At 38.5% G+C, this 17,507-nt stretch carries 11 protein-coding genes; 5 read left to right on the top strand and 6 right to left on the bottom strand.

Translation table 11 applies throughout. From position 1 onward, the window contains the following. The first annotated feature begins 49 nt into the window (after positions 1–49). The 3 genes from FMM05_RS01105 to FMM05_RS01095 all read left to right on the top strand — a co-directional run bounded on the left by FMM05_RS01105 (position 50) and on the right by FMM05_RS01095 (position 4,678). The gene (locus FMM05_RS01105) at positions 50–1,042 is read left to right on the top strand and encodes a hypothetical protein (protein ID WP_143371492.1); all 993 of its coding nucleotides are present in this window, start codon (positions 50–52) and stop codon (positions 1,040–1,042) included. Between the two features lie 21 nt (positions 1,043–1,063). Beyond that, complete coding sequence (locus tag FMM05_RS01100) at positions 1,064–2,737, top strand: T9SS type A sorting domain-containing protein (protein ID WP_143371491.1); 1,674 nt, start codon at positions 1,064–1,066, stop codon at positions 2,735–2,737. A gap of 201 nt (positions 2,738–2,938) precedes the next feature. Further along, the gene (locus FMM05_RS01095) at positions 2,939–4,678 is read left to right on the top strand and encodes a patatin-like phospholipase family protein (protein ID WP_143371490.1); all 1,740 of its coding nucleotides are present in this window, start codon (positions 2,939–2,941) and stop codon (positions 4,676–4,678) included. Positions 4,679–4,762: 84 nt separating this feature from the next. On the opposite strand, the gene FMM05_RS01090 is transcribed toward FMM05_RS01095, so the two are convergent. The 4 genes from FMM05_RS01090 to FMM05_RS01075 all read right to left on the bottom strand — a co-directional run bounded on the left by FMM05_RS01090 (position 4,763) and on the right by FMM05_RS01075 (position 10,576). Then, positions 4,763–6,136 carry a sigma-54-dependent transcriptional regulator gene (locus FMM05_RS01090; protein ID WP_143371489.1) on the bottom strand — a complete coding sequence of 458 codons (1,374 nt, stop codon included), beginning with the start codon at positions 6,134–6,136 and terminating at the stop codon, positions 4,763–4,765. Positions 6,137–6,244: 108 nt separating this feature from the next. Next, complete coding sequence (locus FMM05_RS01085) at positions 6,245–7,174, bottom strand: helix-turn-helix domain-containing protein (RefSeq protein WP_143371488.1); 930 nt, start codon at positions 7,172–7,174, stop codon at positions 6,245–6,247. Positions 7,175–7,185: 11 nt separating this feature from the next. Beyond that, entirely contained in the window at positions 7,186–8,145 is a 960-nt protein-coding gene (locus FMM05_RS01080) for an AraC family transcriptional regulator (protein WP_143371487.1), read from the bottom strand. Positions 8,146–8,356: 211 nt separating this feature from the next. Beyond that, positions 8,357–10,576: a tetratricopeptide repeat-containing sensor histidine kinase gene (locus FMM05_RS01075; protein ID WP_143371486.1), complete on the bottom strand. Its 2,220-nt coding sequence runs from the start codon at positions 10,574–10,576 to the stop codon at positions 8,357–8,359. Positions 10,577–10,932: 356 nt separating this feature from the next. On the opposite strand from FMM05_RS01075, the gene FMM05_RS01070 reads away from it, so the two are divergent. Both FMM05_RS01070 and FMM05_RS01065 read left to right on the top strand, forming a co-directional pair. Beyond that, a complete protein-coding gene (locus FMM05_RS01070; protein ID WP_143371485.1) occupies positions 10,933–11,799 on the top strand; it encodes an alpha/beta fold hydrolase in 867 nt (288 codons plus the stop codon). An 88-nt stretch (positions 11,800–11,887) separates the two neighbouring features. Next, the gene (locus FMM05_RS01065; protein ID WP_143371484.1) at positions 11,888–12,580 is read left to right on the top strand and encodes an alpha/beta hydrolase; all 693 of its coding nucleotides are present in this window, start codon (positions 11,888–11,890) and stop codon (positions 12,578–12,580) included. A gap of 102 nt (positions 12,581–12,682) precedes the next feature. Here FMM05_RS01065 and FMM05_RS01060 read toward each other — a convergent pair whose 3' ends face one another. Continuing rightward, positions 12,683–15,994, bottom strand: a complete 3,312-nt coding sequence (locus tag FMM05_RS01060) for a DUF5107 domain-containing protein (RefSeq protein WP_143371483.1) — start codon at positions 15,992–15,994, stop codon at positions 12,683–12,685. Positions 15,995–16,019: 25 nt separating this feature from the next. Continuing rightward, a complete protein-coding gene (locus tag FMM05_RS01055; RefSeq protein ID WP_143371482.1) occupies positions 16,020–17,432 on the bottom strand; it encodes a sugar porter family MFS transporter in 1,413 nt (470 codons plus the stop codon). Between the last annotated feature and the right edge of the window lie 75 nt (positions 17,433–17,507).

Genomic DNA, 17,507 nt, shown 5'->3' with positions numbered 1-17,507 from the left:
AGTTAACGTTTTCATAAGTTTAACAATTCAACTTAAAAATTATTTCCACATGAAAACAAAAAAAATTTATTTAACAATTTTAGCCTTAACAGGGTATTTAACGATTAGTGCACAAAATGTATCTCAAACCGCTACATTAACAAGCGGTGGGCAGGATGCAGGTACCGTAGGTACGGGTAATGTATTTTACGGTTACAGAGCCGGAAAAAGCCTTACCGGGTTTCAGCCAGGTAATTCTACATTTATTGGGCATTCGGCGGGTTCAAATTCTGGCAATGGCATGTCTAATTTAGCAGTGGGTTATCAAACTGGATTTAATTTAGGAAACGGTTCGGAAAATGTTTTCCTTGGTGCACAGGCAGGATTTAAAAGTTCCGGTAACTCCAAAAATGTTTTAGTTGGTGCAGATGCAGGCTACAATGTTACTGCCGATGCAAATACAATAATAGGATACAAAGCCGGATACCTCAATACAAGTGGTGGTAATGTTTTTATAGGCAATACTGCGGGTTATAACGAAACTACAGGTAACAAATTATATATAGAGAACAGCACAGCCAATACACCGTTGATTTATGGAGATTTTGCAGCTAATAAACTGGTGTTTAACGGTAAAGTAGGAATAACTAACGAAACTCTTGCTAATCAGGCTAATCTTTTCCCGGCAAGTGCTAACGGCGTAAATGTTTCTAACTACCAGCTTTTTGTAAAGGGCGGTATTTTAACCGAAGAGATAAGAGTTACACCAAAAAATGCGACTAACTGGGCTGATTATGTTTTTAATGATAATTACAACCTGCTTACACTTGAAGAAGTTGAATGTTACATTGAGCAAAATGGCCACTTGCCCAATATACCATCTGCAAAAGAAATTGACCTTCAGGGATTTGAAGTAGCTGAAATGGCAAAATTGCAGCAGGAAAAAATTGAAGAACTTACATTGTATGTTATTGATCAAAATAAAACAATCAATAATCAACAGGAGCAAATAAATGAGCTTAAAAAGATGGTTGAGCAATTGGTAGAAGATAATAAAAAATAAGTTTTACATTAAAAATATATTATGAAGAACTTATACTTATGTATAGCTTTAATGCTATATGTCGTTGCTTATGCCCAGCTACATAATGCTAACTGGTATTTTGGAGACCATGCAGGCATGAGCTTTTTAACAGCTACTCCAACAGAGCTTACAGATATGCCATTGTCTAACTCCTTTTACCCGGCAGGATCTAATACGGCTTTTGAAGGTATGGCATCTGTATCAGACCAAAGTGGTAATTTGCTATTTTATACAAATGGCGTAGAAGTCTTTACGCACAACCATGCCCAAATGGATAATGGTTTTGATTTAAAGGGCCATTTATCCAGCACACAAAATGTAATAATAGTTCCTGTACCGGGTAATTCTGACAGGTTTTACATATTTACCATTGATGGTCAAACGGGTAATGGCGAAGGACTGCACTATTCTTTAGTAGATATGAGTTTAGCCGGTGGGTTAGGAAAAGTGATACTTAAAAATGTGGCACTAAAAGATCATAACGGTATTCCTGTAGATTCATCCTATAATCACCTAACACACCCAAAGTCAGAAAAGATAACATCTGCATTTTGTGGCGACGGCGTTAATTACTGGGTAATCACACAAGTTAAAAACTTTATTTATTCTTATAAAGTAACGGCAAACATGATAGGTAACTCGTTATTGCCAAATACAGTATACTCTATGCCAACCGAGGATACGAGTGTTATGGGGTCATTTATAAAAATATCGCCGGATGGTAAAACACTTGCTACAGCATTTAAATCTGCAAGTAGTAGTACCATAGCATACAAAACCGGTGAGTTTAATTCAATAACCGGGGCGGTAACTAATGTAACAAATAACATTTTACAGGCAGCCACAGATAATAGGTGGGAGATGGAATTTTCGCCCGATAGCAAGATACTGTATTTTGTTTCCAGAATGACAGGATCATATAAACTTAACAAGCATAATTTAGCTACAGGGCAAACACAATTAATAGCGCAGTACCCTGCATTTGGCGGTATAAGGTTGGGCATAAATGGTAAGATGTATATAAAAACCGATACTCATAAAATATCTGTATTACATAACCCAAATAATTTTACCAATCCGGGATATTCGTTTGCCGAAATTACCCTTACTCGTAGTGTAAACCAAGGTTTTCCGCAATTCGTAAACTGGTATCCGGAGGTTTGCAATTCGCTGGTGTTAAATTCAGAAACACATACAGCACCATTTATTTATAACAATAAAAGCGATATAACTGCACAGGGAAATTATGTTATAACTGCCGGTGCTGATATTGAAATGAGCGCACAGAATTTTATACACCTTAAAGGAGATACCCACATTACTAATAGCGCTAATTATTGGGGTCACCAAGTGGCTTGTAACACAAGTACCGCAAGGTTACTTTATGCAGAAAAGGGTGCAGATGATGAAGCTTTTGTTAATGGGCTTGATGATCAGTTTTTAACTTATCCTAATCCGGCCTCTAACAAGGTAAATTTAAGGCTTAATGACGATTATTTTTATATTATAACGTTACTGTCTATTGACGGCAAAGTAATTTTATCTAAAAAAGCCGATAAATCCACAAATGAATATCTGTTAGATATCAATACAATTCCATCGGGTATGTATATATTAAATGCAACTACGTCATCTGGTAATTATTTAACTAAAAAACTTGTAGTAAAAAATTAACTAATTTTAATACAGATATTTAAGAAGCATAAGCCTTTAAATCGTATGATTTAGGGGCTTTGCTATTTATATGCTTTTAAGAAGAGAATAATTTTAAAATTATATATGAGTTTATGTTTTAAATTAAAATTACTGTATCTGTTATCAATTAAAATCTTATTTTTAAATATTGCATAATAGGATGGTAAATTAAGGAATAGTATGGGGAAAAAGTTTGAAATAGGCCTTTGTATGGCGGGCGCCGTATCGGCTGGAGCGTATACTGCCGGAGTAATGGATTTCCTGATAGAAGCTTTATCCGACTGGGAAGAGAGAAGAGGAGAAGCGGATGTTCCTAAACATGAGGTATGCATCCCGATTATGGGAGGTGCTTCGGCAGGTGGTATGACTGCGCTGCTCACAGCAAGTACCATCAATAACACCATCGAACCTGTACAACTCCCGGAGCTTGGACATCTTTTAGATAACCATCCTGAAAATAAACTCTACAATAGCTGGGTAGACCTTACCGGAGGTGATATGTTTTCTAAGATGCTGAGTATAGATGATATGAAATCCGGTAAGGTAATTTCACTTTTAAATTCTGAATTTATAGATGAGGTGGCAGAAAAAATGCTGAAAAGCAATATTGACAATTGGATAGAAACTCCTGCTTTTTTTAAACGTAATAATACAATACCACTTAAGGTATTTACAACACTAACAAATCTTGAGGGCTTTTCTTATTATGCCGGGATGAATGCTGCCGGCAAAAAAGATAAGTATCATATGAACGTACATAATGACTATGCCTGCTTTGAGGTTATAGATGGAATAGCGCAATCTACAGGTAAAGCATGGATGCCTCTTAATTTTAAAACAGGCGAATATCTTAATACGGCTAAAGATGCAGCCATGGCAACCGGCGCTTTCCCCATAGGCTTATCGCCTCGGGTACTTACACGCAATGCAAAATTTGTACAGGAAATTCCGTGGCTGAAAAACATATTTGCAAATTCTCCACTTGAGCATGATGTGGTAACATCGCTAAACGTAGATGGCGGAGTTATTAATAATGAACCATTTGAAAAGGTGCGATACCTGCTAAACGAGTTTCTCGCCGAAGAAAAGGGTATACCTTTCGAAACACCCGGTGAGAAAGATGCAGCCTGCTCACAATTAGAAGACTTCAACTCTGATTACAATACATTTGAGAACACGGTGCTCATGATAGACCCATTCCCAAGCGCAAAGAACAGCGAATTCACTTTTGAAAAAGACCTTTTAAAAACGATCCCCAAAACACTATCAGCAATGTTATCCCAAATGCGATCTAAGCCAACGGAGTACAGGGAGGCAATTCGTGAAAACGATGCCAGCAGTTTTATTATTTCGCCATCCAGGGATATAAGGGATAAGGACGGAAATGTTATTGAGGAGGTTTTTGGCGAAAAGGCCATTGCGTGTGGCACATTAAGTGGCTTTGGCGGATTTTTAAGCAAAGAGTTTCGCATACATGATTATTACTTAGGGCGATACAACTGCGAGATATTTTTGAGGGATTATTTTACAGTCCCAGCATCGGCGCTAAAAGAAAATCCCATTTTTAGGGATGGATATAATGGGGTAGCTAACCCTGAACGTTATGCATCTGCTAAAACAGAACCCACTGCAGAAAAACAATATCAAATTATACCGATATTTAGTGATCGTTCGGGATTCAAAATTCCTCAATTTTCGTCGGGTAGTAACTGGCCGGTATTGAAAGAAAAGGAATTAGAACGTTTTAACAAGCCTTTGCGTAAAAGGATAGAGAAAATAGTAATGACCTCTTTTGAACTAAAAGGGATTTCCAGGCCATTAATTTTTATAGGTACTAAAGTTATTATTAACAAACTGCTTGCAGGGAAAGTTATAGGCTCCATTAAAAAATCATTGGCAGAGTGGAAATTGTTAGGCTAATATTTGAACATAAAAATTATTTGTTATCAAGGTAAAAGACACTTACCTTAATAAAGCTATAACTCAAACTTTTAAAAAGTTCAATTAATAATATTCTTGCTGTATACCCAGTTTTTTCATTTTAGAATAAAGAGTTGTGGGGGCAAGGTTAAGTATTTTTGCGGCACCATCTGGCCCGGAAACTTTACCACCGCAGGCCTGTAATATTTTTACAATATGGTTGCGCTCTACATCTTCTAAAGATTGCATCGCCGCCAGGTTTGATGCGGTTGAAGAATGCGAAGTAGTACTAACAGGAATATTTATTTGGTTAATTTCATTTCCTGCAGTCATTAAAACACTACGCTCTATTAAATGCTCCAGTTCGCGTATGTTTCCCGGCCAGTTGTAGGATTGCAATTGTTGCAATACCTCTGCCGAGAACGCATTGATATCTCTTTTGGCAGCCGCATTAAACTTTTTAAGAAAATGGTGGGCAAGTTGTGGTATATCGTCTTTTCTTTCGCGTAGTGCCGGCACTTGTAACGGGAATATGTTTAAGCGGTAGTACAGATCGAGCCTAAAACGGCCTTCGGCAACTTCCTGCTCCAGGGTGCGGTTAGTAGCTGCAATAATGCGAACATCAACTTTTGTGGCTTTGCTGCCTCCTATACGGTCAATTTCCTTTTCCTGTAATACGCGCAATAGTTTTACCTGTGCATCTAATGGGAGCTCCCCAATTTCATCTAAAAAAAGTGTACCGCCGTCTGCTTGCTCAAATTTACCTATTCTTTGGGAATTGGCTCCTGTAAATGCGCCTTTTTCGTGCCCAAAAAGCTCTGACTCCAACAAAGATAATGGTATGGCCGCGCAGTTTACAATTACTATAGGCTTATGTTTACGTAACGAATTTTCATGAATGGTATGTGCAATCCTTTCTTTCCCTGTACCACTTTCGCCGGTAATAAGTACAGAGGTTTCGGTGGGGGCAACAATGTTTATTTTTGCCAGTACTTCATTAAGTAAAATGCTGTTGCCTATGATACCTGCAATAGTAACTGTTTTCTCTTTAGTTTGAGGAATTAATTTTTTTGCCTCGTTTTCTACGGCATAGCGGTAACGCGCAATATCGAGCATTACTAAAAGGTCTTTTTGCCTGAATGGTTTTACCATAAAGCCGTATGGCTGCGTTTTTTTTACCGCCTCTAATGTAGATTGGTTGGTATTTGCCGATATAAACAGGAATGGTATTTTTTGCTGTGTCAATTCACGGGCTAAATCTATACCTGTTTCGTTACCTTTAAGCATAATATCTAAAAGTACCCAATCGGGTTTCTTATCAGCTAACAGCGCCCTTGCCTGCGTTGCAGATGAAGCTATCCCAATAATATCATAGCCATCTTTTTTTAAAATCAGCTTAAGGTTATTGGCTACAATAAACTCATCTTCAACTATTAATATTTTTTCTTTATTCTCCATTTGCAAAGGCTTATCTATCAAAATTACGGGTAAATGTTACTAACAACTAATATTCAAATTTAAAGTAATTGTTTTTATTATCGATGTTTTAAGTGAGCTATGATCAATTTATGCCATACTGTTTTTACGGAAATCTTTAGGAGTGAACCCAGTATGTTTTTTAAAAAATATAGTAAAATAAGAAATATAAGGAAAGCCGAGTTTGTAAGAAATCTCTTTTATAGAAAGTAAAGGGTTTTCAAGTAGGTTTTGAGCTATGAAAACTGTTTTTTCGGTAATCCAGTGGCTTACCATTTTGCCGGTTCGTGCTTTAATTACTGTGTATAGGTAATTTTCGTGTATGCCCTGCATTTTTGCGTAATCTTTTACCCTAAGCTGTATAGCAGCTTTTCCTTGCTGTAAGTGCTGCGAATGCTCTTCGAGGTTTTTAATAAACCGCGTTACAATATCATGCTCTATATTCTTATTAAATTTTGTATCATACCCGTCCCAAAAAATCCTTTTAATTTGTAACAAAAGGCGGGTGAGCAGGTTTGCAACGATATTTTTTTTAAAGGGGCAATTACCAAAGTGTTCGTTATTAATTTGCACGTAAATTTTTTGCAGGTCATTCAGCATCTCTTTGCTAACGGGTTTAGGTGTTACGGTTTCCAGTAGTAAGAACGGAAATGATGTAAAAAGCGCTACACCCGCATATTTAGCGAGAAAACGTTCAGAGAAAGCAATGTGGTGTATTTCGGTCGTATCACTCCATTCTATCTTTCGAAAGGTATTAGGCCTGCTAAAAAAAAACGTACCGGGACTAACATCAAATGTATTTGTTTTTGCTGTGTAGCTGCCGAAGGCATTTACGGCAAGCGTAAGCGAAAAACAACTGCCATTAAACCACTCCAAATTACCTTGCTGCGCCAATGCATTTGGTAATTTAATATGCAAACTTGTAAATTCACTGTCCGCATTATTCTGTTTTATTGGCATTAAAGGATGTAATATTGGGTTGTGAAAGATGGTGTTAGGGTTACTATCGCTCTTTATCATAGTAATTGCAATTAGGTGTGTGCTAATGTGTTCGTATTCGCTAAATTATTCTGAGTAAAATTAAAGCCCTTTCTAAACAATCCGGGGGCATTTTGAGTTTGCCGTTTAAAATAACTGTAAAAATAGTTTAGGTCGGTAAAGCCATATTGTTCGGCGATTTCCCTCATCGGCTTATTTGTATATTTAAGCAGGTACTTAATTTCGCCTATAAGCTTTTCATCAATCCATTGATTAACTGTTTTCCCTGTGCCAGCGGCAACCAATTTAGACAGATAGTTTGCATTTAGTTTTTGACTATCGGCATAATCATTTACGCGGAACACAATAGTAGTTTCTCCCGCAGCGATACTGCTAAAGTTATCTTCTATGGCCTGTAGAAAAGCAGATGCATAGCCATTGTGTTTTTTTGTGCAACTAACCGGGTCCTGCCTGTATTGTTGCTGGCGAATTAATAATAACAGGTTAATAATAAGATTTGTAATTACCTCATGTTTGTAAGGTGCATTAGAAACAGCTTCGTCATAAATATCAAGACAAATATTTTCAAAATTATTCATCGATCCGTTTACATTTCCGGTGGCATAATTTTTAGCATTATCAAGCTTTTGTATCTCATCAATGTCCATAGGCCAGTATTGCAAAAGGAATTGTTTTGTAAAGCTTATTTGGTAAGCTTTGCCCACGCTGTGCCACTTACCCGAAATAAAAGTATGAGGGCGGGTAAAAAGTATTTGACCGGATTGTAATGCAAACACTTCGTTACCTACGGTATAAGTTGCACGTCCTTCTGGTATTACAATTATACTAAAATAGTCGGGCCTAAAAACGGGTGTTTGATAAGGTGACTGCATACACAGTTCATCAAGCCTTATAATAGCAAAATCATCACGGTTAATATAGCCAGGTACCGCAAGATCCATAAAAGTAAGGCAATCGGTAAATTTTAATACACTTGTTAATAGAGGTTCCATACAGATGTTTATTTATATTAGCATTGCATTAGAGGCAGAGTAATGCCTGTTAAGAATAATGTAATACTATAGAAACAAATGAAACACCGTTTTGTTAAACTTCTGTATTATAGGTTTTTAAACAAATGTATAGATTCATTTTTTACGATATACCGTATATTTACGAAAGCTTGGGTAGAATTGATGCTAAAAATGTATATAAGGAAAGTGGCTAATGTATAAGCTGCCTTTTTTTTGTAAATGTTATTATTATGGCAAGCCCATTAGTATTTTCCAGTTTAAAAGTACCATCTAATTGGTCTGTAAGGCCCATCATAAGATCCATACCTAACGATTCTCTTTCTTTCGCTTCAAATCCTTCCGGGAGGCCCACGCCGTTATCAGCAATTTTTAGCCTGTATACATCTGCCTCTAAGTTTTTTAGTGATATGCTTATTTGCCCATGATTTCTATCTTTAAAAGCATATTTTATTGCGTTGCTAATAGCCTCGTTAAGTATAAGCCCCATAGGTACTGCCTGTGTAACATCAAGTTTTACACATTCGTTATCAAGCTTATAATCAATTTTTATATCCATTGTAAAGCACTCTTTTAAATAATTAACCAGTTCATAAATGTACCACGACATATCTATAGACTCCAGATCATCGCTCTGATATAACTTTTGGTGTATAAGGGACATGGCATGCATGCGGTGCTCGCTATTTTGTATAGCCATTAGTGCATCTTCATTATCCAGGTAGGCCGATTGTGTATTAAGCAGGCTTATAACTATTTGCAGGTTATTTTTAACCCTGTGGTGAATTTCTTTTAACAGCCATTCTTTCTCCGTAAGAAGTTTTTTGAGCTGATCGTTTTGGTCGTTGATTTTTTGCTGTTTAAGCTCCAGCTTTTTATTGGTTAATTGTTTTAATCTCGATCTGTTATACAATAAAACAACAAACAATACTAATATAACAAGTCCGCTAATAAACACATTGCGCAAAATAGCTGCATTACGTATTTTTTCTTCCTGAAGCTTACCCTGTTGTGTTAGTAACATTATATTTTTATCCTTTTTCTCGGTTTCATATTTAAGTTGCAAATCGCCATATTGTTTGGCTTTATTAACGTTGTATAATGAATCGTTTAAAATTTTATGTTTTTTAAAATGTTCAATTGCGCCCATATAATTACCCGAAGCAGAATCTGCCTCAAAATGGGCTTTTTCAAGTTGTGAAAGATTAAAGAGGTCGTTATTTTTTGTAGCAAGGTTTTTAAGCTTGTCTATATATGCATAGGTTTGGCCTGCCTGTTTCGTCTTTAATAAATAACGTATCATGGCATAGTACATTATCTCTTGCGCAATGTGATTTTTACTGCCATCATCACATCGCAGCAGTTGTTCATAATAAGGGCGTGCCTTATCGTATTTTTTTAGATCGCAATATATTAAAATGTATAGCGCATCGTAACCCACGTTACAATCCTGGTTGTCAATATATTTAGATGCGCTGTTTAATATCTCTAAAGCTTCATAATATTTTTGTTCACTATATAAGCTGCGTGCCGTATTTAGAGTAATAGAAGTTACTGCGCCGGTATCATCCATTTTTTTGGCAACAACAATAGCTTTTTTGTAATACTCCACCGATTTGCTTTCAAATTTAAGCTCAGAATATATTGTACCCAACAGGTCGTATATAAGGCTAAGCCATTCATCGTCAAAAGCCATGTTTTCGGCATTTTTTTCTGAAGCAAGCGCGTATGCAAGCGCATCTTTATAATTACCCTGCGTCCTTAAATTTAAGGCCAGCATGGCAAATTCTTTATACAGATTGTACTGTTTTATACGCCTTTTTATTTTTACAGCCTCGTTTGCGTACTTTATAGAAATAGCGGGCTCATCTAAATTATTATATAATATAGCCAGCTCGGTATACGTTTCGGCCTCCTTATAAAATAAACCGGCCTGTTTGTACAATGATTGGGCTTTTAAAAAATATTCCACCTTTTTTAAGGTTTGGTTGGCAGGCATATCCAGTGCGATAGATATATATGCCGCAGCACATTCTTTTTTAAGATCGTTTGCAAGCGTATAATTTAATGCACTGGTTTTTAGCTGTAAAGAATGCTGGCTATTGCCTCTTTCCCTTGCAATTTCGCCATTTAAAAGCATGCTCTGGCCAATATTTTCTTTTAAGTTAAACTGCTTGCTAATGTTTATAGACCAATTATTTAGTAACGATGCACTATCCAGGTCTTTTTTAGCTTCGCCGTCTTTTTCAATATAATATTTTGCAGCTTTATAAAATAGGTTTGCTTTTTTTGTCCTGTCTTTTTCTATGGGTAACTTTTTTTGTATTTCCAAAAATTGCTCCTTAGTTACTTTTTGAGCAGAAGCGTTTACTGTAAACAATAATAGTATAGCAAGAAAAATATTAAACCTCATAGTGCTCAATTTAAGTACGTTGATTTTAAAATCAATTAAATTTTTATATGGCAAGATATGCAAATCTTAGTTAAACAATAGGGGGTAAACAAATGCTAAAGATTGTTTTATTGTCATTATTTATACAATTGCAACCCCATATTCTTCCTTTTCACAGCAAAAGTAAACACCACACACCACAAAAAGGCCCACATCTTTGTTTTTTATAATTTTTAGAAAGAATACAAGAGAAACTGAACTGTAACCAATTAGTACATTCGTAATACAATAAATGTAGTGTGCTAAACAACAGTTAGATATAGTATGCACTTACTGCTTATTGTAAATGTAATTTAATCAATTTAAAATTTAATGTTATGAAGACAAGTTACCATTCAAAAAAAATCAATGGAGTTGAAATTTTTTACAGAGAGGCCGGCAACAAGCAAAAGCCTGCAGTAGTATTACTACACGGATATCCAACATCATCGCACATGTTTCGTAATCTGATGGACGATCTTGCCGATGATTTTTATTTAATAGCGCCTGATTATCCAGGGTACGGGAGGAGCGAACAGCCTCCAATGGCCAAATTTGACTATACTTTCGAAAATATGTCTAAACTCGTTAAAGGCTTAATAGATGAGCTTGGTATAGAAAAGTTTAGCCTTTACCTGATGGATTACGGCGCACCGATTGGTTTTAGGATTGCAAGCAGAAATCCTGATAAAATAGATACCCTGATAATACAAAACGGCTGCGCATATGAAGAAGGCCTTGAAACGTTTTGGGATCCTATTAAAGAGTATTGGGCTGACCGAAATAATAAAGTAGCTGAAAACACTTTAAGAGGGTTTCATGATCCTAACGGGTTAAAATGGCAATATACCCATGCTGTTCCTAATCCTGATGTAATCTCTCCTGATAACTGGGAACTTGATTTAAGGCACCTGGAAAGGCCGGAAAACGGTGCTATACAGTTGCAGATGTTTTACGATTACCAAACCAATGTGGTACTTTACCCGGAATGGCAGGAATACTTTAGAAAATACCAGCCTGAAACCATTATTGTTTACGGAAAAGATGATTACATTTTCCCTGGCGTTGGTGCTGAGGCTTTTAAGAAAGATCTTAAAAATCTGGAGTTTCACCTGTTTGGTACAGGCCACTTTGCACTCGAAAGTTTTGGCGATGAGATTATTCCTTTAATAAAAGATTTTCTTTTAAGGAAAACAGGTAAGTAAAGAGCTACATGCTATACTGAAATTTAATAAGCCGGAAATCTAAATGTTATCCGGCTTTTAAAATATGTTTAAATAAAATTAATTTACTATGAAAACAATTAAAAATATAGTGCTCGTACATGGCGCATTTGCCGATGGCTCGGGTTGGAGGGGTGTATATAATATACTATCTCAAAAAGGGTACAACGTAACTATTGTACATAACCCGCTTACATCTCTGGAAGATGGGGTAGAGGCTGTTAAATCGGCTTTAGACAGGCAGGATGGCCCTGCTGTACTGGTGGGACATTCTTATGGCGGTGCTTTAATTACAGAAGCAGGTAACCATACTAATGTTAGTGCTCTTGTTTATGTGGCGGCTTTTCAGCCGGATAATAATGAATCTGCTTTAACGTGGATACAAACCGCACCACCTGCGCCCGAAAATGGCGTGCTGCAGCACAATGATAAAGGTGTTATATACTATGATAAAGATAAGTTTCATGCCGGTCTGTGCGCCGATTTAAGTGCCGAAGATGCGGCATTTATGTATGCTTCGCAAGGTGCTTTTTATGCTAAAGGATTTGTAACACCTATTATTAGCGCGGCATGGAGAACAAAACCAACGTATGCCTTAATTGCGACAGATGATAAAAGTATTGCCCCAGAGATACAAGAGGCTATGTACAAACGATCTAACACTATAGCAACTAAAGTTAAAGGGAGCCACCTTGTTTATATATCTCAACCGCAGGCAGTAGCCGATGTAATAGTAACTGCAACATCCGTTAGCGGAAATTAAATACATTATTAAAGACTATTGCTAACACCAGCATAGTGGCAAGATTAATGAGGCTATATGCGTAAATATAAACGCATGTAGCCTCATTGTTTTATATCTAACCTAAGCTTCTTTAAGTTGTTCCTTAAGCATGTTGAGATGTAAAGTAACACCTGCGTGGCTTTTTTCATTTTGTAAAACCTCATTAAAAACTGCCTCAGCTTCGGTTATTTTGCCAAGACCCATTAATCCAAGCCCTTTCATGTAGTCGCAATGAATTTGGTTACGGCGGTCAAGATCGTCTTCCCAAATTTGAAGGTCGGGCAGCGATACCGCAAAATAATCGATGGTTACATGGTCGTTGCGATGTTTTTCGCCATAGGCAACCAGTTTTTTAAAACGGCTGTTAGCAGCACCTGCATTATTAAGTTTTAAGAGTGCAAGCCCCTGATAGAAGATCTTGTCAGGCTGCTGATCGTTATAAAATATTGCCGCAGCAGGCTCGGATAACCCTTCCGACGCTTTTTGCCACCAGGTTTTTGCATTTTCTAAATCGCCGATTTTTTCTAAAGCTATGCCCAGCCAATAAAAAATATCGTTTTCCTGAGCACCATCAAGTTTGCCTTCGCCAAGATTATCCGGGTAGGTTTGTGCCTGAGTTAATTTTACGATAGCTTCCTTATAATTTCCAAGCGATACATCTTTTTTAGCCAGTTCTATTAAGCTGTTTAAATACTGCCCGGCCACCTTGCCCTCGCCACCTTCCCATGGGTGAAAAATACGATTTTGCAACAAGGTTAAAGCTTCGTCATGCCTGCCCAGCAAATTATAAAGTGCTATACGCTCAAGATAAACATCATCGCGTTGCAGTACCAGATCAAGATGCTTTTCTAAAAATTGCAGCCTGTATTCAAGGCCTTTATTAAGGCGTTTGTACAGTTGGTCGAGCTCCATTAGTATTCGGGCATCGGTAGTATCCAATGCAAAAGCCTCTTCTAAAAAGGCCAGTGCCTGCTCTTCTTTATTTTCTTTGTTGAAGTACCCCAACGCCAAGTTGCGGTGCACAGTAGGGAAAGTACCATCAGCTTTCGCAGAAGCCTCCCACGCTGCAATAGCCTCAATATACTGCCTTGCACCATACCAAAAATTACCCAAATAGTAATACGCTTTAGCATCTGCGGGGTTGTTTGTTACCGCTGCTGTAAGTGCCTGCATTGCTTCTACCTGATTGGGGAAACAGTATTCAGGATTGGCTTCAGATCCTTTTTTGAAAGCAGCTGTTGCATTGGCACTATCCCCTGCTTTTTCATAAAACCAACCCAGATAGTACCAACCCATAGGGTAGCCTTCATTGCCGTTATTTATGCCAAGTTTCAGAAAATTAATAGCTTCGGTATAAAAACCGGCGGCGGCATAATCCTGCGCATATTCAATATAATTATGGATGTTGCCACGAATCAGCGTATGCAATTGCTGTAGATCAGGCTCATTATTACTCAGCAGATATTTTTCATATACCGCACCATAGTTAAAATGGTCTTCGGCAAGATACGCCTCGCTAAGTTGCGTAGCTGTATCTGTCTGCCCAAGCTTTCGGAGCAATACTAATTGCAAATGCAGTGCTTTATGATCCTGCGTATTTTTGGCGATAGCCTTGTTAACGTGTACCAATGCCTCAGTATAATTGCCTTTAATTGCATCGAGTTGGGCAATATAAAAGTAGGCCTGGTTTTGCCATGCGGCATTCCATGCGCTTTTATAAAAGGCATCATACGCCTCGTTGTTCTTGCCTAAATATTTAAGACACAGGCCAAGGTTAAAGTAAGGCTCGCCCTCATACGGGTTAGGATTACGTTGTGTAAGAGTTTTTATGGCCGCCCTGAAATACGGCTCCGCTTTACTGAATTTAGCTTTACGCATTAGCCATAAGCCCATGGCATTGTTGCAACGTATATCGCCCGGGTCGCGCCTTAAAGCCTCTTCATAATACGGTATAGGGCTGTAGGTGGCGTGGCGGTACTGCTCTAAATGCAGTGCCGTTAAAAATAATTGCTCATTATTTTCTATATCCTGTGGTAGCAGGGCAGGTTTAGCAGGTTCAGGGATTTCGGCTTCGTTAGGGCCTTCATACTCCCAGTCTACCAATATTTTTCCTTTAGCATCGGTAACCGAAATCGACAGGCCTTCAAGGCTATTTTCATTAAACGTTATTTCTTTTTCGAAGGATATTTTAGGTGACGCGTTGTATTCTTCTTTGAGGATGATATTATCTCCGTTTCTTACGGTAATGGTGGTATTTGGATAGACACCTGTGGTATACGCTTTTACAATCAGTTTATCGCCAACTTTCTCCAGGTTAACCATAGCATCCTGAGTGGCGTTTTTTACCACACCAAGGTCGCGATATGGCATAAAGTACTGTACAAAATCTTTTTGCTCGCCGGGCATCAGCCAGGAAAAATCAGGTTGGTTATCGGTATAGACACCGCACATTAATTCAATATATGGTCCGTCTTCATCAGTAAGGTTACGGTCCCATGCACGGCCAAAATCGCCATTGCCCCACGTCCATTGCTTCTTGCCGGGCGATACATGATGATTCGCCACGTGCAGCAGTCCGCCTTTACTATCATTTTCATACCCACCTACAAAGTTGTATTTAGAGGTAATGGCCATGTAAGATGTTGGTACCGGTATGTTCTTGTAGCGCGAAATATCGGTGCCCGGAGAATAATCAACCTTATAATATGTGCCTTTTGCAATAGGGAACGACGACACATCGCGCTTGCCATGATCGAACACCGCATTAACATCGGGCGGAAAAACCGACTGGTAATCATCGTTTACCTTAACGGCGGGATTTGCCCACCACAAAAAGGTTTGAGGAAAAGGGGTACGGTTATACAGCTTGGTGCGAATTTCTAAGTACGATTTATCAGGGTGCAGTGTAAACCCTGCCATACCCTTGGTGCGGAACATACGCTCCAACTCGCTGCACCACACGGTAGCGCTGCCATCGGCATGTTCTTCTATAGTAAAGTCTACCGCATCAAAAGTGCTGGGGCGGTGGTGCTGGGGCCAGTTAAACTCTATACCACCGCTTATCCACGGGCCGGTAAGGCCTACCAATGCAGGCTTAACCACCTGATTGTAGTATACAAAGTGGCGTTCTTTAGTTTTATCATACGCCATATGCACACGGCCGCCAAGTTCCGGCAGTATCATTATCTTAACAAACTCGTTTTCAAGGTAAACGGCCTGGTATTCTTTATCAACTTTTACATCTTCAATCTTTTCTATAACAGGGTAAGGATAAACCGAACCGCTGCTGCCCTGGTATACGCGTTTTTCTATAAATACCGGATTTTTTTCGGGTTTGCCCGTCTCATAGGTGGGCAGGGTCACTTTTTCCTTCCAAACTTTCACTTTTTGCATAGCAATTTATCTTAGCGGATGAAACTTATATTTTAGTTGTGTCTTTTTTGTCTTTAAGCATTAGGTGCTCAATTTCTTCAAGGCTTTTGTTTTTGGTTTCAGGCAGTTTTTTTAACACGAAAACAAAGCCGAGTACACATATGAAACCATAACACCAAAACGTACCCGATGTACCAAGGGATTCATTGAGGAATGGGAAGGTTTGCACCAAAAGCGCAGAGGCTATCCATAAGGCAAAAGATGCTATAGACATGGCCACCCCACGAATTTTATTAGGGAATATCTCTGATAATATAACCCAAACAATAGGCGCGAGCGACATGGCGTAAATAGCGATAGCCAGTAAAACCAACAGCAACAGCGGCAGGCCGGTAACATGGGCGTAATAAAAGTAGCCCATTACCGCATAAATAATAGCAAGCCCGCCGGAACCTAAAAGCATTAGCTTTTTACGGCCAAATTTATCTACTGTACCCATGGCAACAATAGTAAACACAAGGTTTATGCTGCCTGTTATAACGATATTCATAAACAGCTCGTTAATGCCATAGCCTGCTGAAACAAAAATTTCCTGGGCGTAGTTAAATATGATGTTGATACCACACCACTGCTGAAATGCCGCCAGTACTATACCTATAGTTAATATGGATAATGCTCTTTTATCCAGCAGCATCTTAAGGTCGGTTCGTTTTTCTTCTCCTGCATCAAAAGATTCGCGTATGGTTACAAGTTCATTTTCGGCATAAGCCTGCCCGCCTATTTTAGCAAGTGTGCCTTCTGCCTTAGAGTATTGACCTTTTTTGGCGCGATAGCGCGGACTTTCAGGTATAAAGAACATCAGTACAAAAAACAATACTGCGGGCAGTAAACCGGCCCAAAACATGTAACGCCAGCCCATTTGCCCATTCCAGGAAGCAAGTATCTGTTCAGGAGTAAAACCTTCCGGAATTGCCTTAGTAATAAGCATATTAATAATTTGTGCGCCAAGAATACCAATAACAATAGTAAGCTGGTTTATAGATACAAAGAGGCCCCGGGTTTCCTGCGGGGCTATCTCTGCAATGTACAATGGAGAAATGGTGGATGCGATGCCAATACCTATACCGCCAATAATACGCCAAAGGATAAAAGCGTTAAAGGTGTCGGCAAAACCGGTGCCTAACGCACAGGCGCTAAACAAAAATGCAGCTACTATTAGTAAGGGCTTACGCCCATAAGTATCAGAAAGTTTGCCTGCAACGGCAGCACCGGCCACACAGCCTACCAAAGCACTGCTCATGGCCCAGCCTTGCAGGGCAGGGGAGTTGGTTATACCAAAATAAAGCTCATAAAACGGCTTGGCACCGCCAATAACTACCCAGTCGTACCCAAAGAGGAGTCCGCCCAACGCAGCTACTAGGCTGATGGAAATTAAAAATGTATAATTATAGTTTTTCATAAAGGTTGTATAGCTGATGTAAAAATAGCTTAACTGGTTATGACAGGTATGGAGGATGTTTTGAAAGAAATGGAC

Source organism: Flavobacterium zepuense (assembly GCF_007097145.1).
GTDB classification, from domain to species: Bacteria; Bacteroidota; Bacteroidia; order Flavobacteriales; family Flavobacteriaceae; genus Flavobacterium; species Flavobacterium zepuense.
This window is presented reverse-complemented; position numbering and strand designations above follow the sequence as displayed.